The organism is Streptomyces sp. NPDC052701 (genome assembly GCF_040678355.1).
GTDB lineage: Bacteria > Actinomycetota > Actinomycetes > Streptomycetales > Streptomycetaceae > Streptomyces.
In genome coordinates, this window is sequence record NZ_JBFATO010000006.1 from 181,564 (window position 1) to 201,147 (window position 19,584).

Annotated in this window: 16 protein-coding genes, 1 tRNA gene and 1 pseudogene; 7 read left to right on the forward strand and 11 right to left on the reverse strand. The window is 75.2% G+C overall.

Annotated elements, in window-relative coordinates; genetic code table 11:
* Positions 1-262: 262 nt before the first annotated feature.
* Together AB0L29_RS10505 and AB0L29_RS10510 are read right to left on the reverse strand one after the other, a co-directional pair.
* A complete protein-coding gene (locus tag AB0L29_RS10505) occupies positions 263-1,021 on the reverse strand; it encodes an IclR family transcriptional regulator C-terminal domain-containing protein (RefSeq protein ID WP_365825427.1) in 759 nt (252 codons plus the stop codon).
* Positions 1,022-1,320: 299 nt separating this feature from the next.
* Positions 1,321-1,937 (reverse strand): annotated as a pseudogene (locus AB0L29_RS10510) (hypothetical protein).
* Positions 1,938-2,208: 271 nt separating this feature from the next.
* On the opposite strand from AB0L29_RS10510, the gene AB0L29_RS10515 reads away from it, so the two are divergent.
* From AB0L29_RS10515 to AB0L29_RS10525, 3 genes are all read left to right on the forward strand, one after another.
* Positions 2,209-2,940, forward strand: coding sequence for a decarboxylase (locus tag AB0L29_RS10515; protein WP_365825429.1), 732 nt, complete (start codon positions 2,209-2,211; stop codon positions 2,938-2,940).
* A 644-nt stretch (positions 2,941-3,584) separates the two neighbouring features.
* Positions 3,585-3,872 (forward strand): hypothetical protein, encoded by a 288-nt coding sequence (locus AB0L29_RS10520; RefSeq protein WP_365825431.1) that lies wholly within the window; start codon positions 3,585-3,587, stop codon positions 3,870-3,872.
* Positions 3,873-4,126: 254 nt separating this feature from the next.
* Positions 4,127-5,218: an LLM class flavin-dependent oxidoreductase gene (locus AB0L29_RS10525; RefSeq protein WP_365825433.1), complete on the forward strand. Its 1,092-nt coding sequence runs from the start codon at positions 4,127-4,129 to the stop codon at positions 5,216-5,218.
* A 205-nt stretch (positions 5,219-5,423) separates the two neighbouring features.
* On the opposite strand, the gene AB0L29_RS10530 is transcribed toward AB0L29_RS10525, so the two are convergent.
* Complete coding sequence (locus AB0L29_RS10530) at positions 5,424-7,271, reverse strand: EAL domain-containing protein (RefSeq protein ID WP_365825435.1); 1,848 nt, start codon at positions 7,269-7,271, stop codon at positions 5,424-5,426.
* Positions 7,272-7,593: 322 nt separating this feature from the next.
* On the opposite strand from AB0L29_RS10530, the gene AB0L29_RS10535 reads away from it, so the two are divergent.
* Positions 7,594-8,871 (forward strand): M6 family metalloprotease domain-containing protein, encoded by a 1,278-nt coding sequence (locus tag AB0L29_RS10535; protein WP_365825437.1) that lies wholly within the window; start codon positions 7,594-7,596, stop codon positions 8,869-8,871.
* Positions 8,872-9,048: 177 nt separating this feature from the next.
* Here AB0L29_RS10535 and AB0L29_RS10540 read toward each other — a convergent pair.
* The 7 genes from AB0L29_RS10540 to AB0L29_RS10570 form a co-directional block, all read right to left on the reverse strand.
* A tRNA-Lys gene (locus AB0L29_RS10540) sits at positions 9,049-9,122 on the reverse strand.
* A complete protein-coding gene (locus AB0L29_RS10545) occupies positions 9,113-9,703 on the reverse strand; it encodes a bifunctional DNA primase/polymerase (protein WP_365825439.1) in 591 nt (196 codons plus the stop codon). The genes AB0L29_RS10540 and AB0L29_RS10545 overlap by 10 nt, the downstream gene beginning before the upstream one ends.
* Positions 9,704-9,814: 111 nt before the next feature.
* On the reverse strand, positions 9,815-10,183 hold the full coding sequence (locus tag AB0L29_RS10550; RefSeq protein WP_365825441.1) for a hypothetical protein: 369 nt from the start codon (positions 10,181-10,183) through the stop codon (positions 9,815-9,817).
* A 158-nt stretch (positions 10,184-10,341) separates the two neighbouring features.
* A complete protein-coding gene (locus AB0L29_RS10555) occupies positions 10,342-11,682 on the reverse strand; it encodes an AAA domain-containing protein (RefSeq protein WP_365825443.1) in 1,341 nt (446 codons plus the stop codon).
* The gene (locus AB0L29_RS10560) at positions 11,679-13,271 is read right to left on the reverse strand and encodes a hypothetical protein (RefSeq protein ID WP_365825445.1); all 1,593 of its coding nucleotides are present in this window, start codon (positions 13,269-13,271) and stop codon (positions 11,679-11,681) included. Before AB0L29_RS10560 ends, AB0L29_RS10555 begins: the two co-directional genes overlap by 4 nt.
* Before the next feature lie 58 nt (positions 13,272-13,329).
* Positions 13,330-14,616 (reverse strand): hypothetical protein, encoded by a 1,287-nt coding sequence (locus AB0L29_RS10565; RefSeq protein WP_365825447.1) that lies wholly within the window; start codon positions 14,614-14,616, stop codon positions 13,330-13,332.
* A complete protein-coding gene (locus AB0L29_RS10570; RefSeq protein ID WP_365825449.1) occupies positions 14,567-15,520 on the reverse strand; it encodes a phosphatase PAP2 family protein in 954 nt (317 codons plus the stop codon). The genes AB0L29_RS10565 and AB0L29_RS10570 overlap by 50 nt, the downstream gene beginning before the upstream one ends.
* Before the next feature lie 184 nt (positions 15,521-15,704).
* Here AB0L29_RS10570 and AB0L29_RS10575 point away from each other — a divergent pair, with 184 nt between their 5' ends.
* Entirely contained in the window at positions 15,705-16,301 is a 597-nt protein-coding gene (locus AB0L29_RS10575; RefSeq protein ID WP_365825451.1) for a histidine phosphatase family protein, read from the forward strand.
* Positions 16,302-16,356: 55 nt separating this feature from the next.
* Here the strand turns inward: AB0L29_RS10575 and AB0L29_RS10580 are convergent, their stop codons facing one another.
* Positions 16,357-17,799: a hypothetical protein gene (locus AB0L29_RS10580; protein ID WP_365825453.1), complete on the reverse strand. Its 1,443-nt coding sequence runs from the start codon at positions 17,797-17,799 to the stop codon at positions 16,357-16,359.
* Positions 17,800-18,101: 302 nt separating this feature from the next.
* Here AB0L29_RS10580 and AB0L29_RS10585 point away from each other — a divergent pair, with 302 nt between their 5' ends.
* Together AB0L29_RS10585 and AB0L29_RS10590 are read left to right on the forward strand one after the other, a co-directional pair.
* Positions 18,102-18,494: a hypothetical protein gene (locus tag AB0L29_RS10585; protein ID WP_365825455.1), complete on the forward strand. Its 393-nt coding sequence runs from the start codon at positions 18,102-18,104 to the stop codon at positions 18,492-18,494.
* Positions 18,495-18,654: 160 nt separating this feature from the next.
* Positions 18,655-19,524, forward strand: coding sequence for a fused MFS/spermidine synthase (locus AB0L29_RS10590; protein ID WP_365825457.1), 870 nt, complete (start codon positions 18,655-18,657; stop codon positions 19,522-19,524).
* Positions 19,525-19,584 lie beyond the last annotated feature (60 nt).

Sequence of the window (19,584 nt, forward strand, 5' to 3'; positions counted from 1 at the left end):
TCTCGCGGCCGACGACGGAGGAAATACTACCTGGTCCCAGGGGGTGCTTCCGACCACCCGGACCGAGGGCCCGCGGGAACGGGCCCCAGGGCCTGTCGTCGAACTCCCGCCTGCCCCACGACGCCCTGCACGCACTCTCGCCGCACCGGGCGCAGACCCGAGTACATCCCGTACGAAGGTCCGCGCCCGGCACGCCGAGAGCACGCACCCGACGCCGCGGGGCCCGCCCTCCGGGCGGACGACGGGAATTCGACGACAGGCCCTAGATCGCCAGGGACAGCAGCACCGGCGCCGCGTTGCGGTTGAGGGCCTCCGCGGCCTGGCGCAGCCGGTGGGCGTGCTCGACGGGCAGCGACAGCGCGAGGCAGCCCACCGTGGAGCCGGCCGTGATCGGGACGGCCGCGCAGACCGTGCCGACCGCGTACTCCTGGAGGTCCAGGACGGGCACCGTGGGCGGCTGGGCCGCCAGGCGGGAGAGCAGGAGGGTGCCGCTGGTGATGGTGCGCGAGGTGAGGCGGGCCGGCTTGTGCCGGGCGAGGTGGTCGCGGCGGCCGTTGTGGTCGAGCTGGGTGAGCAGGCTCTTGCCGACCGCGGTGGCGTGGGCGGAGCAGCGGAAGTCGACCCACTCGTTGACCTTGGGGGTCGCCGGGCTGTCGGCGTACTGCGTGACCTTCACCTCGCCGTCGACGTACCGGCTGATGTAGACGGCCGCGCCCACCGAGTCGCGCAGCCGGTCCAGGGTGCGTTGGATCTTCTCGCGCAGCGCCTCCTCGCGTCGGTGGGCCGAGCCGAGCCGGGCGAGCGCGTCCCCGGTGACGTACGCGCCGTCGGCGATCTGCTCGACGTAGCCCTCGCGGCGCAGCATGCGCAGGAGCGTGGTCAGTCGCTCCGCGCCGAGGCCGGTGTGCCGGGCGAGCTCGGTGTCGGTGATTCCGGTGGTGTGCCGCGCCACCGTCTCCAGGACGCGCAGGGCGTCCTGGGCCGAGTGGTACGGCGCGGTCGGCTTGTGCTTCAGCGCCACGGTTCCCCCCGCGCTCGCTCTTGGGCCGCTATCCGGTCAGTGAACCTTTTCCACGATAGCCGTCCGGCGGGCCGCGAGGAGGGGGTGTTGACAGAATCCCCGATGCGTCTCAACTGGGACGTCGGCCTTTTGTCATATGCTCATGTCATCGTCCGGCCCTGCGGCCTGGGACGTCACCCGTTCACAGAGCGTGGCCGCAGGACCGCGTTGCGGAATTCCCGCGTGCGGTCCCGCTCCGGCTCCCCGAGGATCCGCTCCGGCGGCCCGGCGGACCGCGTCGTCCGCCCTCCCCGGGGCCGTCAGTGTCCCGGTACGTATCCGCGTAGCTTGTCGACCACGTTCACCAGCGGCCCGCCGGCCTCCCACCGCCCGTACCGCTGCACGAACCGGGCGGCGAGCTCGTCGTGCCGGCCGACTGTGTCGCCGCTCATGTGCGGGAAGGCGACCGGCCCGGAAACCTCCCGCAGCGGGCTGTCGGGCGCCGCACCCGCGATCCAGCGCCCGGTCGGCGCGGGACATCGCCGGTCCAGGCCGTCCGGGCCGTGGATCCCGGTGCGCGGAGTGCGCCCGGCCGGCACGGTGGTCACGCCCAGCGCCTTGAGGGGACGGACGACCGCCCGCCCGGTCGGCCCGGAGCCGGCCACCACCGCACGCGTCCCGGCCACCCGCTGCGACTCGCGATGCCGCCGGGTCCGCCCCCGCACCGGCCGTGTGGACCCGGCGCGGCCGGGGTCCGTCCCCCGGCCGGGCCTCGCGCACCGCGTACGAGGTGAAGTCCCGCACGAGCAGCACGTCGGCGTGCGGCAGCCGCTCGGCGAGGGGGACGCGTCCGCGTGCACGGTCCTCGCGCGGCCGGTGAGGCGGCCCGGGCGGGGAGCGGGTCGGCGTCCAGGACGAGCAGGGTGGGGGTGGTCATGGCTGCCGTTCCTCCGGGCGAGGCCGGCCGGGTGGCCGACGTGGCCGGGCGGGCGGCCACGCGGGCGGAGGGGCCACGCTTGCACCGGGCCCACCCTCGTCGACACGGCCGCGCGCACGGGGCGCGGGAGGCCGGTCTCCCCGCGTGGCGGATCCGGCGGCCGGAGCCGGCCACGTGACGATGGGGGCGGCGGCGCGCCGACGGGGTACCCGTGCCGTAGGGCCGTACCGGGGACCGGTCGGCCGGTCGACGAGCAGCAGGAAGGCAGGACATGACCGCACTCGGACTCCTCCACCCGGGCCACTCCGCCGAGGAGGACTACCCGCGCATCGAGCAGCTGCTGGGCAGCGACATCCGGATCGACCTGGTCCGCACCGACGTCGGCGAGGACGCGCGCCGGGTGGACGCCCTGCGCGAGATGGGTTCGCCGGAGCGCCTCGCGGAGGGCGTCCAGGAGCTGCGGCACGCCGGCGCGGAGGCCGTGGTGTGGGCCTGCGCCAGCGGCGGCTTCGTGCACGGCTGGGAGGGCGCCCAGGAGCAGGTCCGCGCCCTGGCGCAGGCGGCCGGCATGCCGGCCTCGTCCACGTCGTTCGCCTTCGTGCACGCGGTGCGGGAGCTGGGCGTGCACCGGGTCGCGGTCGGGGCGACCTACCCGGAGGACGTGGCGTCGCTGTTCGCCGGGTTCCTGCGGGCGGCGGGCGTGGACGTGGTCGCGGTGAAGAGCTCGGGGGTCGTCACGGCGGCCGAGGCCGGCACGTGGGGCGAGCCGGAACTCCTGGCCCTGGCCCGCGCGGCCGACCACCCCGACGCGCAGGCGCTCCTGCTCCCCGACAACGCCCTGCACACGGCGGCCCACGTCACGGCCCTGGAGAAGGAGCTCGGCAAGCCGGTCCTCACCGCCAACCAGGTCACGGTCTGGGAGGCCCTCCGTCTGGCGGACCGGCGGGTGAACGCGCCGGAGCTGGGGGCGCTGTTCACCCGGGAGCCGATCGTGCAGGTGTGAGGGCGGGGCAGGGGGCGGCAGCGGAACGGTGCGCTGATCGAGCGTCTTCGGCGCACCCGGCGGCCCGGCACCGGCGCCGGGCTTTCCGCCGATCGCGTCCACCGGGCACACGGCACGCGAGTGCCTCGGCTTCCCCACGGGAAGCCGGACAGGGAGTCGGAACCGGTGGTTTCAAGGATCACCGGTGGTCACCGAGGGTCATTGATGTCATGCGATCTGTCACAAGAGGCACATGAGGCGGCGCGCTCTGCCCTCGATCGCGTGATCCATGCGGGCCGGAATCGGCCCGACCTCTTCGTCCGGCCGTATCGGGTGGAATGCGGGCGAACGGGGCGGCAGAAGGTGAGGAATAATCAACTCCGCTCCGTTTTCCGGCTGTTGACCTGACCGAAAGCGCATTCCTGGTGTCAACAGGAGACCTGATACGGGGTGGAGGCGATCACTTCAGGCCGGATTCGCGTCAACGCGGCACCGTTGTGACCTCTCCTGTTCGGCGGGCGAGGGGCGTTGTCCGGGCGTATGCGCCTGCGGAGGTTGTCTCAAGGGCCGCGTCCCGTCGCACCGCGTTCCTGGGCACGGTCCTTCACGAGTTGCACACTGAGCGCGTCCGCAACCGCTTGCACCCCGTGAAGGACGGTCTCTCGATGACCGAACCGGGCAGAGCCCCGTCCGCGCCCCGCGCCCGCGCCGTCCGGTTCCTCGAACGTCTCCTGTGCTGGAGTCTGGCGGCGGGAATGACCTCTGCCGCCGCCGACCTCGTCCTCGATCCGCGGACACCCTGGTGGTCCCCCTTGTGGGTGCTGCCCTGGTACCTCGCCGGCGGGTGCTTCCTCGCGTGGGCCGTGCTGCGTGCCCGTGAGAAGGCGGCCCGGCGTCCACCGTACGGCGAGGCCGGCACGGACGCGCGCGATGCCTGGGAGCGGGCGGCCTGACGGGCCGGTCACCCCGTTCCGGTGCCCAGGGGCCGCCGGGGCGGTGCCCGGTTCGCGCCCCGCGTACCCGCCGCGGTCGCCCTCCGCGGCCGTCGCCCCCGTGCGCCGGCGCGGGCCCGCACGGGTGCCGGCCTCCACCGCCTCCGCCGAGGGCCCGGAGGCCCCCTTGCCCCACCCCGGGGGGAATAACCGGAGACACTCTCCTGTTGAGGCCGGGACGACAGCACACGGCGCACAGCAGGAGGCACCCCACCGTGGCGGCAGACGAGATCCGGGGCGAAGCACGCGGCTCCGCCCCCGTCCCCCTCTCCGTACTGGACCTGGTCACCGTCGGCGCGGGCCGCACCGCCTCCGACGCCCTGCGCGCCAGCGTCGACCTGGTCCGTCTCGCCCAGGCGCGCGGTTTCCACCGGTACTGGGTCGCCGAGCACCACTCCATGCCGGGCGTGGCCTCCTCGTCCCCGGCCGTGATCCTGGCCCACCTCGCCGCCCACACCGACCGCATCCGGCTCGGCTCGGGCGGCGTGATGCTGCCCAACCACGCCCCGCTGGTGATCGCCGAGCAGTTCGGGACGCTGGAGGCCATGGCGCCGGGGCGGATCGACCTGGGCCTCGGGCGCGCCCCGGGCACGGACGGCGCCACCGCCGCCGCGCTGCGCCGCACCGACCGGCTCAACGAGGGCGCCGACGACTTCCCGCAACAGCTCGCCGAGCTGACCCGCTTCCTCGACGACGACTTCCCCGACGGCCACCCCTACCGCCGCATCCACGCCGTCCCCGGCCCGGTCCAGGCGACCGGCCCCGGCGGCGTCCAGTCCCCGCACCGCCCGCCGATCTGGCTGCTCGGCTCCTCCGGCTTCAGCGCCCGCCTGGCCGGCGTGCTCGGCCTGCCCTTCGCCTTCGCCCACCACTTCTCGGCGCAGAACACCATCCCGGCCCTGGACCTGTACCGGGAGTCGTTCAAGCCGTCCGCCGTGCTGGACGAGCCGTACGCGCTCATCGGCGTCTCCGCGCTCGCCGCCGACGACGAGAAGGAGGCCCGCCGTCAGGTGCTGGCCGCCGCACTCGGCATGGTCCGGCTGCGCACCGGCCGCCCCGGTCTGATCCCGACGCCGGAGGAGGCGGAGGCGTACGACTGGAGCCCGATGGAGCGCGAGTTCGCCGACTCCTGGAACGCCAACGTCATCCACGGCACCCCCGACGAGGTCCGCGCCGGCCTCGACGACCTCCACAAGCGCACGGGCGCCGACGAGCTGATGCTCACGGCCAACGCCCACGGCAGCGACGTGCGCCTGCGCTCCTACGAACTCATCGCGGACGCCTACGGGCTGCCGGCCCCGGCCTGATCCGCGGGCGGGACGCCGGGGCCGGGCCTGGGGCCTGTCGTCGAACTCCCGCCCGCCCCGCGACGCCCTGCACGCCCTCTCGCCGCACCGGGCACGGACCCGAGTACATCCGGGTACGAGGGCCGGCGCCCGGCACGCCGGGAGCACGCACCCGACGCCGCGGGGCCCGCCCTCCGGGCGGACGACGGGAGTTCGACGACAAGCCCTACGGCTTGGCGCATCCCGCCTGCACCCCCGACGGTCCCAGCAGACCGGAGATACGATCCGGCGGCACCGGACGCGAGTACAGCCACCCCTGCCCGGTGTCGCAGCCGATGCGGCGCAGCCGCGCCGCCTGGGCCGAGGTCTCCACGCACTCCGCGGTGACGGTCAGGCCGAGCCGGTGGGCGAGCTGGATCATCGCCTCCACGATGACCTCGTCGGCCGGGCTCGGCCCGGCCCCCGTCTCGCGGTCCTCGTACTGGAAGCCGCGGACGAAGGAGCCGTCCAGCTTCAGGACGGACACCGGCAGCCGGCTCAGGTAGGCGAGGTTGGAGTAGCCCGTGCCGAAGTCGTCGATGGCGATGCGCACGCCCATGTCGCTCAGCGCCTGGAGCGTCTGGAGCGGGCGGCCCGCTGAGCCCATCACGGCCGACTCGGTCAGTTCCAGTTGCAGCAGGCGCGGTTCCAGGCCCGTCTCGGCGAGGGTCTGGGCCACGTCCGCCACCAGGTCGGAGTCCCAGACCTGGCGGACCGCCACGTTCACGCTCACGAAGATCGGCGGCTCGTCGGGGTGGTCCAGCTGCCACCGGCGGGCCTGGCGGCAGGCCGTCCGCAGCACCCAGCGGCCCAGGGGGACGATCGAACCGTCCTCCTCCGCAAGTCCGATGAACCGATTCGGCGTCAGCACGCCGAACTGCGGATGGTTCCAGCGGACGAGCGCCTCGACGCCGTGCACACGGTCGTCCTCCATGCCGACGAGCGGCTGGTACTCGAGCGTGAACTCGCCGCGCTCGATGGCCGGCCGGAGCGTGGAGGCGAGCGCCTGACGGGTCATGCGGTGCGCGTTGCGCTCCGGGTCGAACAGCGTCCAGCGCGCCTTGCCGTCGGCCTTGGCCCAGTACAGCGTCGTGTCCGCCGCCTGCATCAGGGCGGTGGGGGTCGTCCCGGCGGCGTGCCGCTCGACCACGCCGATCGACGCCGACACCGACAGCCGCTGGCCGGAGATGTCGAAAGGGGCCTGGACGGCCCGCAGGACCGACTCGGCGAGCTCGGCGAGCTGCTCGGTGCCGGTGGAGTCCTCGACCAGCAGCGCGAACTCGTCGCCGCCGAGCCGGGCCACCAGCGGGGTGCTGGTGCGGGCGTGGCCCGCCTCGTCCGCGCAGCGCGTGAGGCGTTCGGCGACGGCGGCCAGCAGCCGGTCCCCGATCCGGTGGCCGAGGGTGTCGTTGACGGCCTTGAAGCCGTCCAGGTCCAGGTAGCACAGGCCGATCCGGCCGGTGCCGCTCTGTTCGTACGACTCCGCCTCCAGCGCGGCCGACAGGCGCTCGAAGAACAGCGCGCGGTTGGGCAGCCGGGTCACCGGATCGTGCATCTGCAAGTGGCGCAGTCTGGCCTGCAGTTCGTGGCGGGCGCTGATGTCGGTCACGGACAGCAGCACGCCGCCGTCCTCGGCGGGCAGCGGGGCGACCGTCACCTGCGCCCACACCGCGTGCCCGTCGGGGTGCTTCAGGCGCCGGGTGCAGCGCAGCCTGGCCTGCCGGCCGCGCAGCACTTCCCGGTAGGCGTGCCAGGTACGGGCGTCGGAGGTCAACTCCACCAACTCGGCCGCCACGGCACCGGACAGCCCGTCGGGCGTGCTGCCGAGCAGCGCGGCGAGGGTGTCGTTGGCGCTGACGACCCGTCCTTCGCGGTCGACGACGGCCATGGCGAGCGGAGCGGCCGTGAAGACGGAGCGGTACGGCGGCGGGGACGACGGGGGCTCAGTACGGGGAGGCGTATCATTCTCACTCTCTGTGACGACCGGCCGGTCGGGGTGTGCCGCGGGCGCCGGCCCTTCGGACGTTCCGCTCACCGCTCGCTCCCGCAGTGCACTCGATTCTGTCCGTGCAGGAAAGTCTCAGGAAAGTGTGCCGATCATAGAGGCTGTCCCCAGGCCCTTCCAGCCGCTCGGCACTCTCCGGGGGTGACCCGCCCCTCCGGCAGATCGTTTCTGCCCGCCTCTGGACGGCTTCTTAAGGCCTCCGACCAGTTGTGACGTTCCGTGAGTGGTTCCGGGTGTCGGCCCGCGCCCGTTCCGGGCACTCTCACCCGACTGGTGCAGGCAAACAGGACGCAGTGCGATAAACGCACACAACCTGGATGCGGTGTTCCGTGAACCGCATCCGGAGGTCCCCGTGCCGCGTCAGCTCCCCGGTCTGCCGAGGGCACGACCCCGGCTGCGCGGCACCGCGGCCGTGTGCACCACCCTGTCGGCACTGGCCGCCACCTCCCTGGCGGCCGGCCCCTCGGACACCGGGTCCCACCCGGCCGCGCCCTGCGTCCTGACCCGCACCGACGCCCACCACTCGGAGGGCCTGGACACCTGGAACGCCGCCTACCCGCGCCCGGCCCGCAGCCTGGACGCGGTGCTGGTCTTCCTGTCCTTCCCCGACTCCCACCCGCTGACCCGGCCGCGCGACCTGGCCGCCGACCACTTCCCGGGCACCGCCCGCTTCTTCGAACGCGCCTCCTACGGCAGGTTCACCCTGCGCCCGCACGCCCTGCGGCACTGGATCCGGATGCCGCGGCCCTCGACGGCGTACGCCATACGGCGCGACTGGAAGCTCGAGCACCGGGCCGCCTACCTGCAGGACGCCCTCTCCGCCGCCGACGGACGGGTCGACTTCTCCCGGTACGACGTCGTCTACTTCGTCGCCGACCCGGACGCGCCCGGCGTGGACTCGGACGCCACGAAGGTCGTCAACCTGGACGCACCGCTGCGCGCCGACGGCACCGACCTGAGGCGGATCGTCACGGTGTTCGAGCGGCATCCACCGGACCGCCTGGTCCTCGCCCACGAGACCGGGCACGTCTTCGACCTGCCGGACCTGTACCGCCGGCCCGTCGACGGCAAGGGCGACTGGGACACCCACGTCGGCGACTGGGACCTGATGGGCAGCCAGTTCGGGCTGGCCCCCGACCTGTTCGGCTGGCACAAGTGGAAGCTGGGCTGGCTGGAGCCGCACCAGGTGGCGTGCGTACGGGGCACCGAGCCCGCGCGGCTGACGCTGGAGCCGCTGGAGGCGGGTCCGGGCGCGCCGGTGGCGGGCGCCGCCGGGGCGCCGGCCTTCGGCCTCGGGCGGGGCACCAAGCTGGCGGTCGTGCGCACCGGCGCCGACAGCGTGCTCGCCTTCGAGGCGCGCGGGCCCGTCGGCAACGACGTGACCGCCTGCCGGCAGGGCGTGCTGGTGTACCGGGTGCGCAGCGCGGCGCAGTCGGGCACCGGGCCGATCGAGGTGATCGACGCCCATCCGGGCACCGAGGCATGCTGGCAGGATTCGGTCTACCCGCCCCTCGCGGACGCCCCGGTCGCGCTCGGCGAGAGCTTCACCGTGCCCGGGGAGGCCGTACGGGTGGAGGTGGAGGGGCGTACCGCGTCGGGGGCCTGGACGGTGAGGATCACGACGGCCTGACCCCTCGGCCCACGGCCGCCGGGACCGGCCCGGAGGCGGTGCGGGGGCGGTGGTGTGTACGGAGCGATGTGGGGGCGGTGGTGCGCGTGGGCGGTGCGGGGCGAGGTCCGCCCGGCGCCGAAACAGGAACGGCGAGGTGGTCCGCGCTTTCCGCGGACCACCTCGCCATCGCCGTCGTGCGCCGCCAGGGACTCGAACCCCGGACCCGCTGATTAAGAGTCAGCTGCTCTAACCAACTGAGCTAGCGGCGCCTGCTGACGTCGTAGACCTTAGCACCCTGTTCGGCGGGAGGAAAAATCGATATCCGCACGGCCGCCCGGGCCGCCCGCACGGCCGCCCACAGCAGCACCTCCGGGCCCGGCAGCCAGGGACGACGCGTGTCCGGGGCGACGAGCCAGCGCGAGTCCGGCCGGGCGGCGCGGGCGCCGCCGCGCGGGGCCGGGACGGTCACCGCGTCGCCCGTGCCGTGGCACAGCAGCGGCGGGACCGCCGCCGCCCGCCCGCCCTGTCGGCCGTCCGCGCCCCACTCCTCCCACTCCAGCAGCGACGGCAGCCGCTGGGCCGTGCCGGGCGCGGCGAACAGCAGCATCCGCCCGCGGAACTCGGCCACCGGCCCGGAGCCCGGCCCCTCGTCCCACAGCCGGTCGAGCATCCGCCGCCCGAACATCGCGGGGGCGCTGACCACGTCGAAGACGGTGCCGCAGGGCAGCACGACCGGCGCGTCCGGCCGCTCCTCCCAGTACGCGAGCATGCTGCGCGGATACGTTCCTGCCGAGGCGAGCCAGTCGGCGCCGTCCGAGGTGACGTCCGAGACGTTCCATGTGCCGCTCATGCCGTCCAGGTCTACCGGCCGTGAGTGCTCGACTCCAGCCGGTTGCCGGAAATCGGGACAGGAGGGCGGGGGAGCGGGTATCGTGCCCGCCTGGCATATGCCGGGGACGGGTCAGACGGGGTCCGCGTGCCCCGGGCCGCCCTCACCGCCCCGCAGCAGGTCCCGCCCGAACTCGACCATCTTCTTCGCGTAGTCCTCGGTCCACTCGGCCCGCTGCGCGATGTCCGCGGTCGTCAGCCGGTCGAAGCGCCGGGGGTCCGCGAGCTGCGCGGCCGCCATCGCCTGGAACTCCACGGCCCGGTCCGCCGCGGCGCGGAACGCCTGCGTCAGTTCCGTCGCCCGGTCCAGCAGCGCCCGCGGATCGTCGATCGACTCCAGGTCGAAGAAGTGCTCGGGGTCGGAGGCCGCCTCCGCGGGCTCGAAGAGCAGGGGCGCGGGGCGTAGCCGCGGTTCGTTGTGACGCGGCGTGGGCTCCGCCATGTCTTCTCCTCCTCGTACGTCGCGGATGACCCCCGGTGGAGTGGGCCACCGTCCATTGTCTCGCGGCCGTGCAAGAGGGCCCAGGAGCGCGTTCGGGACGCCGGACCCGGGCCCATGGGACGGGTGGGACGAGAGGGCGAGAGGGACCCAGGGGGCGTTCACGGCCGCCACCTCACCCGGTGTCCGGCCAGGTGGGCCAGCACGGCGTGGTTCGCCTCCCAGCCGTCCGGGAACTTCACGACCGTGCCCAGCTGGACCGGTTCCGCCGAGGGGTACTCGTCCAGGAGCTCGTCCACGCCCGCCCGGCAGACCACGATGCACGCGTGCCGGTGCCGGGAGGCCAGCACGCACAGGCGGCCGGTCTCCAGGTGGAACGCGGTGGCGTCGGGGCGGCCGGACAGCGGGTGCAGCACCACCGTCACGTCGTACTCCCGGCCCTGGAGGCGGTTCGCCGTGTCGACCGTGACGTCCGTGACGCCCAGCTCGGCCAGTGCCGCCCGCACCGCCGCCGCCTGGTCGCGGTGGGCCGTGCCGACGGCGATCCGGCCGGCGGTCAGGGGGACGGGGGCGGGGGCGCGTTCCGAGGTGGCCGCGCCGCCCCGGTCCAGCAGCCGCCGCACCACCGTCGCCACCGCGCGCACCGCCTCGGGGTCCGTCCGCGGGGTGTGCCGCGGGGGCAGCTCCAGCAGGCCCCAGCCGGACGCGGCCGCCTCGTCGATCACACGGTCCGGGCCGGAGCCGTCCGAGGGCACCGCGAAGGCGAGGCGGCGGTCGTGGTGGTCCGTGCCGCTGCGGAAGGGGGTGTACGGGTAGAACGCGTCCGACACCAGGGGCGCCGCCGAGGCCGGGAGCCGCCAGGACACCGGCAGGCGGTGCTGCGGCAGGTCCGGGTTGTGGGCGAGCAGGGTGGTGACGGCGGAGCCGGACGGGTCGTACGCCAGGCCCGCCCACTGCTCGCTGCCCACGATCGCGAACGGGTCCAGCTGCCCCGGGTCGCCCACGAACAGCGCCCGCTCGAACAGCCCGGCCACCGCCAGCAGCGCGTCCGAGCGCATCTGGTACGCCTCGTCGACGATCGCGTGCGGCCACGGCTCGTCGGTCCTGACGTGCGCCCACTTCGCCGCCGTCGAGATCACCACGGGCAGGCCGGCCAGGTCGCCGGCCTTCGCCGACTTGCGGACCTGCGGCAGGCCGTCGAGCGCCTTGTCGTACGGGTCGGCGTCGCTGCTGTGCAGACGGCCGACCGGCAGCTCGGGATTCCTCTCGGCGAGCCGCAGGACGAGGTCGTCGACCTGGGCGTTGGTCTGCGCCACGACCATCAGCGGACGGCCCGCGTCGGCCAGCTCCAGCGCGGCCCGCACGACCAGCGTGGACTTGCCGGCGCCGGGCGGGGAGTCGACGACCACACCGCGCGCGGCGCCGTGCAGGGTGTCGTGGAGGATCGCGTCGGTGGCGCGGCCGGCCGCCGCGCCGGGATCGAAGGCCGCCTCGGTCGTCACAGCAGGTCCTCCTCGGTCACCGGGTCGGCGGCCTCCTGCGTCGCCTCGCCGGGCGGCCCGCCGTGCGTCCAGGGGGTGTCCTCCGGGTCGGGCAGCTTCGCCCCGCCGCGCGGCTCGTGCTCGAACAGCGTGAAGCAGACGAGGTCGCCCTTGTCCGGCACGGACCCTTCCTCGGGCTCCTTGCCCCGGCCCATCTTGTCCAGGATCCGCAGCACGATCAGGGCGCCGTCGTCCTCCTGGCCCACGAACTCGGCGGACTGCGGCCTGCCGCCCAGCGACCGGTACACCTTGGCCCGCTCCGCGAGGTGCGGCCGGTCGTCCGTGCGGACCGTGACCAGCGGGCGCGGGCTCGGCCGCCTGCCCTCGCCGTACGCCATGACGACATCGGTCACCTCGCCCGCGAACGCCTCCCCGGCCAGCCGCCGGGCCGCCATCACCAGCGGGTCGTCCAGCGCCTCGTGGGCCTCCAGGCGGGCCTGCTCCCGCTCGCGGGCGGCGAGCTTGTTCGCGGCGGTGACCGCGTCGTCGCGGCGCGGCTGCGGGGGCTCGCCGGCCAGGACCCGGTCGCGGTGGCCCGTGAACGACCAGCGGTCGCGTGTCCAGCGCTCCTCGACGTGCGCGCCCTCGGGCAGCTCCCGCAGCAGGTCCAGGCCCCGCCACACCGCGTCCCAGGTCGGCCGCGTACGGCTCGCCACCAGGGCGCGGATCTCCCGCTCGGCGGCGGTCAGGGCGGCGAGCCGGTCGTCGGCCTCCAGGCCGTCCTCGGCGGCGGCGAGCGCGGTGCGGGCCCGGTCGTAGCGCTCGACGGCCGGGGCGAGCAGCTTGTTGTCGAAGGCCGGGTCGGTGGCGGGACCGGCGGGCGGACAGACCAACTGGCCCTCGGCGTCCCGCTCCAGTTCCGCCCGGAGCGCGGCCTGGGCGCCCGACAGGCCCCGGGGCGGGTCGATCCAGGCGAGCAGCGCGCCCAGGTGCTGGTCCTCCAGCGTGGACTGGCCGGTCGCCCAGTGCCGGCTCAGGACGTCCGTCATGGCCAGCAGCAGCGACGAGCCCGGCACCCGGGCCCGCTCCCCGAAGTGCGTCAGCCACCGCCCGAGCAGCGGCACCCTCGGCGGCGCCGGATAGGGGGCCTGCGGGTCCTGCTCGGCCGTGCGCCGGAAGCGCATCGAGCGCCCCAGCAGCCGGACGAAGTCGACGCCCGCGCGGCTCGGCACGATCAGCTGCGGCGCGTCCGCGCACAGGCCGACCTCGACCTTGACCCGTTTGCCGGTCTCCGGGTCGGTCTCGGTGCGCTCGGCGCTCTCCACCGCGTCGGCGTACGCGTCGACGTACGGCAGCACCACGTCGGCCAGTTCGGCCAGGAACGCGAAGCGCAGGTCACGGTCGCGCGGCTGGGGGACGACCAGCAGGTGCGGCGCGTCCCGGTCCGTGCCCACCAGCGCGCCCAGCGGGGCGCCCGCCTCACCGGCGGTGATGAGCGGCACGAAGACCAGGGGCCGTTCGGACAGGTGCCGGTGCCGGACGGTGGAGGCGGGCTGGGCGCGGCCGGTGCGGACGGCTTCGAGGCGGGCGAGGGTGGAGATCAGCGACAAGGGGCCACCTCCGGTGCGGCGGCGGACGCGGGCCGGCCGGCGCGGGACGGGCGCACGGTCATCGGACGCTGCCTCCCGCCGCCGCCCCGGCGCCCGCGCGCAGTGCCTCCGCGCGCAGCCGCGCCGCGCGCCGCAGCGCCGCCACCGTCGGGTCGTCCGGGTCCCCGGCCTCCCCGCGGGCCGCCGCCAGGACGTCGTCGACCGTCGTCAGGCCGCCCAGTTCGGCGCGCACCGGGCGGCCGAGTACGGTGACGGCCCCGGCCTGCCGGGAGCGGGCACGGCAGTGGAAGGCCAGCTCGCAGGCGGACAGGCACTCGGGCGCGTACGCCGCCGGGACCGACTCGACGGCCGCCGTCAGTTCGGCGGCGGGCAGGGCCGGCGAGAAGCAGGTGCCCTCGGGCAGCGTGTCGGCGATGTCCTCGACGCGGACCAGCCGCGCCAGCTGACGGGCGGTCACCGCGCGCTGCTTGCGCACGTCGACGACCGACGCGGTGGGCTGGTTGGAGAAGTCCTTGGGGCACACGAGCAGGATCCGGTGGCGCACGCGCGGTGCGGGGGCGCCGTCCCGGGCGCCCGGCCCCCGGGACGCCCCGGCCTCCGCGCCGAGGGGCGCCTCGGTCTCCGCGCCGAGGGGCGCCTCGGTCTCCGCGCCGAGGGCAGCCTCCGGCTCCGCGCCCGGCAGGGTCTCCGGTTCCGCGCCGAGCCGGGCGGCGACCTCCTCCAGCGCCAGCACGTACACCGCCGCCTGCCGGGCCGCCGCGCCGACCTTCGCCGGGTCCGCGGCGCCGTCCAGCATCGGGAAGGACTTGATCTCGACGACCGTCCAGCTGCCGTCCGGGTGCACCACCACCGCGTCCGGCTCCAGGAACGCGGCGGAACCCGCGACCCGCAGCGCCAGCATCGGGTGGTCCAGCAGCGTCCAGGTCCCCGGCGCCGCGGTGGCCTCGCGCAGCGCCAGCGCCGTACGGGCCGTCCGCCCCTCGGGGCCGGTCGCGGTCAGGTCGGGCACGCGCACGTCGGCGGGCGGCTCGGCGGCCCGGTCCAGCTTCTCGCGCACCAGCCGCAGCAGCTCCGCGCCACCGTCCGCCTTGACCTTCGCCTCGAACGCGTTGCCCCGCATGAACGCGAACTGCGACTGCCCGAAGGCCGACGGCGCGCCCAACGCGCCCGCCAGCGCCGCCTTGTCCACCCCGGCGCCGTCGAGGATCGCGCGCCGCCTGCAGCCCGGGTTGGCGGCCAGCGCGGCCAGGGCGCGCGCGTCCAGCGCCTTGGCCGGGACCTCGGGACCGCGCAGTTCAGCGAGCCGGTGCCGGAGCGCCTTCTCCCGCGTCCGAGGGGGAGGCACTCGGCTCGGCGCTCGCTGCGAACCGTGACTCGCGCTGCCGTGGAATTCGCTCACCCGCGGAAGTCTGGCATCCTGCACTGACAATTGAGGAACCCGTGGCGCGGGAGTCCGCCGCGGCGGGCGCGACGCGCGGCGCGAACCGTGCCCTGGCGCGGTCCGCGGTCCGCATCACCACCGGCGCCAGCAGCAGCCCGGCGCCCATCACGGCCGCGCCCGCGACCGCGTCCAGGAAGTAGTGGTTCGCGGTACCCATCACCACGATCGTCGTCACCAGCGGGTACACGACGCCCGCCGCCTTCGCCGTACGCGTGCCGCCGTGGCGCCACAGCATCACGCCGCACCACAGGGCCCAGCCCACGTGCAGACTCGGCATGGCCGCGTACTGGTTGGTCATCCCGCCCAGACCCTTCGGCGCGCTCGCCTCGCCGCCCCACCAGCCGTACGCGCTGTAGTGGGCCATGGTGTCCACGAAGCCGTGGCCGGCGTCGAGGAGGCGGGGCGGGCACGTCGGCAGCAGCGTGAAGCCGATCAGGCCGATGAAGGTGGACGTCATCAGCCAGGTGCGCGCGGCGCGGTAGTGCGGGGCGCGCGAGCGGAACAGCCAGACCAGGAGCGCGGGCGTGACCAGGTAGTGCAGCGAGGCGTACCAGAAGTCGGCCGGCACCCCGAGCCAGGGCTCGCGGGTGAACAGGCGGTTGAGCGGGTGCTCGGCGTCGAGGTGCAGCGCCTTCTCGATCCGCAGGATCGCCAGGCCGTGGTCGACGGCGGTGGTGACGTCGCCCCGGGCGAGGAGCCGGCCCGCCGAGTAGCAGGCGTACACCAGCAGGATGAGCGGCAGTTCGGACCACCAGCGCAGCCGGGCCGCCGGGCCCGCCTCGGTGCCCGGTGTCTCGGTGTGCGGCATCCGATCGCCCTCCCCCTTCTCCTCGTGCGCCCGGCCGACCGGTCGTGCCACTGTACGGCGCGCGTGCGCCCCCGTGAGCGCCCCGGCCCTGATAGACGCCGGGATCGCCCGCCGGGTTGCCCCCGGGGGGCGTGCGCGATGATGGAGGAGTTCGGCTTGCGTTCTTCTTCCGGAAAGGTCTCCCATGGCACCGCGCATCCTGCTGGCCCGGCACGGACAGACCGAGTGGTCGCTGTCCGGCAAGCACACCGGCAGGACCGACGTACCGCTCCTGGAGGAGGGCCGGCGGGGCGCCAAGCTGCTCGGCGAGCGCCTGCACCGGGCGCCGTACGACGGCCTGCCCGGCGTCGAGGTGCGCACCAGCCCGCTGGTCCGCGCGCGTGAGACCTGCGACCTCGCGGGCTTCGGGGAACGCGCGCGTGCCTGGGACGTGTTGATGGAGTGGGACTACGGGGCGTACGAGGGCATGACCCCGCAGGAGATCCAGGCCGCCCGGCCGGGGTGGCTGATCTGGCGGGACGGGGTGCCCGGGGGCGAGACCCCGGCGGAGGTGGCGGCCCGCGCGGACGAGGTGGTGTCCTGGGCGCGCTCGCGCGACCGCGACGTGCTGGTCTTCGCCCACGGGCACGTCCTGCGCTCGATCGGGGCGAGGTGGCTGGGGCTGCCCCTGGACTTCGCGGCCCGCATACGCCTGAACCCGACGTCGCTGTCGGTGCTGGGCTGGGCCTACGGGGAGCCGGCGATCGAGAGCTGGAACGACCTGGGGCACCTGACGCCGTAGGCGGTGCGGCCGCGGCCTTCCGGAACGCCTCGCCTTCCCCCGCGGGCCGCGCCGGTCACGCCGGACGGGGCAGGCCCGCGTGCCGCTCCAGGAACGCCGACACCTCCGAGGCCCGCCGGTGCGGCAGCAGTACGCGCGCCGTCCCCGCCAGCATCGTGTGGATCCGCGACGACTGCACCTCCGCCAGCAGGTCCAGCACCCGCATGCCCGCCGCCGCCGCCTCGTCCGGCTGCCCGCCCCGCGCGAGATCGTCCGCCAACTCGGCGGTGTACAGCGCGATGTTGCGGGTGAAGTGCGGATCCTGCAGCTGCGCCGCCCGCCGCGCGTGCCGCGCCGCCCGGGACCAGTCGCCCAGCGCCGACCAGCACTGCGCCTCCAGGCCCTCCAGCTCGGCCTCGCCGTAGAAGCTCATCCACTCGGGGTCGGCGTCCGAAGGACCCCGCTCGTACAGGACCTGCGCACGGACCAGGGCCTGCTCGCAGCCGACGCGGTCGGCCAGCCCCGCCCAGCCGCCCGCCTCGCGCAGCGCGAGCAGGGACATCAGACGGGCGGACCCCAGCGGGCGCGCGACCCGTTGCGCCGCCTGCGCCGCCCGGACCGCCTCCCGCGGCCGTCCCGCGTCCCGCGCGAGGAACGCCGTGTTGCAGAAGGCGTGCGCCTCCACGGCGGCGTCCCCGGTCATGCGGGCGGTCGCCAGCGCCTCGGCGTAGTGGGAGCGGGCGTCGTCGAAACGCCCCGAGTCGTGCGCCAGCCAGCCCACCGAGATGGCCAGTTCACCGGCGCCCGCGTACAGCCGGTCCGCCGTCGTCCGCCGGGTCGTGCCGGCCTCCAGCAGCGCGTAGGCGGCGCGCAGTGGGGCCGCCGCGCGCCGGTAGAGGCCGTCCGCGCCGTGCCGGTCGTCGAGCAGCCGGATGCGGCGGACGGCCTCTTCCAGGGCGTCCGCGTCGCTCGCCCCGGCGTGGCGCACGGGGCGCTGCGCCGCCGCGGCGTCGTGGGCGAGTCCCAGGGGGCACAGGGAGGCGGCGGCCACCGTGGCGCCCCCGCCGGTCATGAATGCGCGACGCAGCACGTCGCTCTCCTCGTGGGTGTCGTGCGGGTCGTACGGGTCCTGCGTGTCATACGGCTCGTACGCCCCGCTGGTCTCACTCCCGGCACGCGCCGGGTTCGTGGTGCGCTGCGCGGACGTGTCCCCGGCGGCGCGCGCCCGGCGCCCGCGTACGGACGAGCGGGGCGCGAACCCCAGGTCGGTGAGCGTGCGGCCGGGGAACATGTGCAGGAACACCCGTTCGTAGGCGTAGTTGGGGCAGCGGATCTCGCCCGCCTCGACCCGGCCGATGTAGCGCGCGTCGCAGCTGACCCGCTCGCCGATCTCGCGGGCGGCCCGCCGGATCGCCGCGGCGAACTCGGCCGGCGAGCGCTGTCCGCGCAGACGCCGGAAGACGAGGTTCGGCTGCGGCGGCCGGTCGGGCTGGGACGAGGTCACCGTTGACGACGCCATGGCCGGGTCCTCTCGTGCGAACCGTCGAACCATGCCGGACCAGAAGGCGGGTTATACGTTTCGTCCGTATGGCCCGTCCTGTGTCCGGCGGGCAAGAACGTACCTGCTGTGCCGCAGCCGCCACGCGGGGTTTGGGAGTAAACCGGATATCTCTCCCACGATCTGCCATGAAGTGCCATCCTTTGCGGCGGACCCGTGCCGTAGCCGTTGACGGTCCGGCGCGTTGAACCCCGTGGACCGGGAGGCTGCCCCCGACTCCCGACCCGCTCGTCCAAGCAGGGGTTCTCGCGGTGGAGGCCGGGATGAAGACCAGCCAGAGCAACGATCCACGTACGTCGCCGCCCGCTCCGGGCGGGTGCGATGTCGTCACGGTCCCGGAGCGGCAGGGACTGGAGGCGGTCGACATCCTGCGGCGCGGGGCCGGGGACGCGGTGGGGCCGGTGATGCACGACGGCTGCGGTGGCACGCTGGCGTTCCTGGTGCCACCGGGCACCGCCGCGGGATGGGACCTGCCGGGCAGCACGTGCACGCGGACCGAGGGGCGCGGACCGTGTCCGGTGCCGGAGCCCCCGGTGGAGGGCGCGGACTGGCTGCTGCCGCCCGGGGAGGCGGAGCCGGCGACGGATCCCGTGGTGCTGCGGGCGGCGCTGGGGGAGGCGGCACGGACGATCGAGGCGGCGGACAACTGCCGGTGAGGACGGGCGGGAAGGCGCCCCGGGGCCGCGAACGGCGCCGGAGCGGGGCGCGCGGCCCGGCCGGCCCCGGCGGACGCCCCGCCGGTCCCGCGGCCTCCCGCTGCCCGGCCCGGACGGCGGGACCCCGTGGGCGCCCGGTCCGCCCGCCGATAATGACCCCATGGGAAAGTCCAGGAACCCCCGGCGCCGCCGGGCCGCCCCCGAGACCGTCGTCGAGAACGTCGACGGCGGCCGCGCCGAGCTGGTGCCCGACCGGGAGCGGGCGCGGGCCTGGACCCTGCTGATCGACGGGGCGCCGCAGTCGCACGTCGACCTCGACGACCCGGCGCACCTGTCCTTCGAGTACCAGCGGCGCCTCGGGCACGTCGTCGACCTCCTCGCCCCGCCGGGCAGGCCCGTCCGCGCCGTGCACCTCGGCGGTGGCGCCTTCACGCTCGCCCGCTACGTCGCCGCCACCCGCCCCCGCTCCACCCAGCAGGTCGTCGAGCGGGACGCGGCCCTCGTCCAGCTGGTCCGCCGGGAGCTGCCGCTGGATCCGAACGCCCGGATCCGGGTGCGCTCGGCCGACGCGCGTGCCGGACTCGCCAAGGTGCCCGACGGGTGGGCCGACCTCGTCGTCGCCGACGTGTTCAGCGGGGCCCGCACACCGGCCCATCTGACCTCGGCCGAGTTCCTCGACGACGTGCGCAGGGCGCTGGCACCCGGCGGCGTCTACGCCGCCAACCTCGCCGACGGGCCGCCGCTGGCCCATCTGCGCGGCCAGATCGCCACCGCCGCCGCCCGTTTCGCCGAGCTCGCGCTGGTCGCCGATCCGGCGGTACTGCGCGGCAGACGCTTCGGCAACGCCGTCCTCGTCGCCTCCGACCGCCCCCTGCCGGTCGCCGAACTGACCCGCCGCGCCGCCTGCGACCCGCATCCCGGCCGGGTCGAGCACGGCAAGGCGCTCACGGACCTCGCCGGAGGGGCCGCACCGGTCACGGACGGCGCGGCGGTGGCGTCCCCGGCGCCGCCCCCGTCCGTCTTCGGGTGAGGGCGTCCCCGCTGAGGGCGACCTCGCTGAGGGCGATCCCGCTGAGGGTGACCCCGCACC

Coding starts and splice junctions, on each gene's coding strand:
- AB0L29_RS10515 (WP_365825429.1), top strand. CDS start 2,209: ATGACCGCACTCGGACTCCTCCACCCGGGCCACTCCGCCGAGGAGGAC.
- AB0L29_RS10520 (WP_365825431.1), top strand. CDS start 3,585: ATGACCGAACCGGGCAGAGCCCCGTCCGCGCCCCGCGCCCGCGCCGTC.
- AB0L29_RS10545 (WP_365825439.1), bottom strand. CDS start 9,703: ATGAGCGGCACATGGAACGTCTCGGACGTCACCTCGGACGGCGCCGAC.
- AB0L29_RS10550 (WP_365825441.1), bottom strand. CDS start 10,183: ATGGCGGAGCCCACGCCGCGTCACAACGAACCGCGGCTACGCCCCGCG.
- AB0L29_RS10570 (WP_365825449.1), bottom strand. CDS start 15,520: ATGCCGCACACCGAGACACCGGGCACCGAGGCGGGCCCGGCGGCCCGG.
- AB0L29_RS10575 (WP_365825451.1), top strand. CDS start 15,705: ATGGCACCGCGCATCCTGCTGGCCCGGCACGGACAGACCGAGTGGTCG.
- AB0L29_RS10580 (WP_365825453.1), bottom strand. CDS start 17,799: ATGGCGTCGTCAACGGTGACCTCGTCCCAGCCCGACCGGCCGCCGCAG.
- AB0L29_RS10585 (WP_365825455.1), top strand. CDS start 18,102: ATGAAGACCAGCCAGAGCAACGATCCACGTACGTCGCCGCCCGCTCCG.
- AB0L29_RS10590 (WP_365825457.1), top strand. CDS start 18,655: ATGGGAAAGTCCAGGAACCCCCGGCGCCGCCGGGCCGCCCCCGAGACC.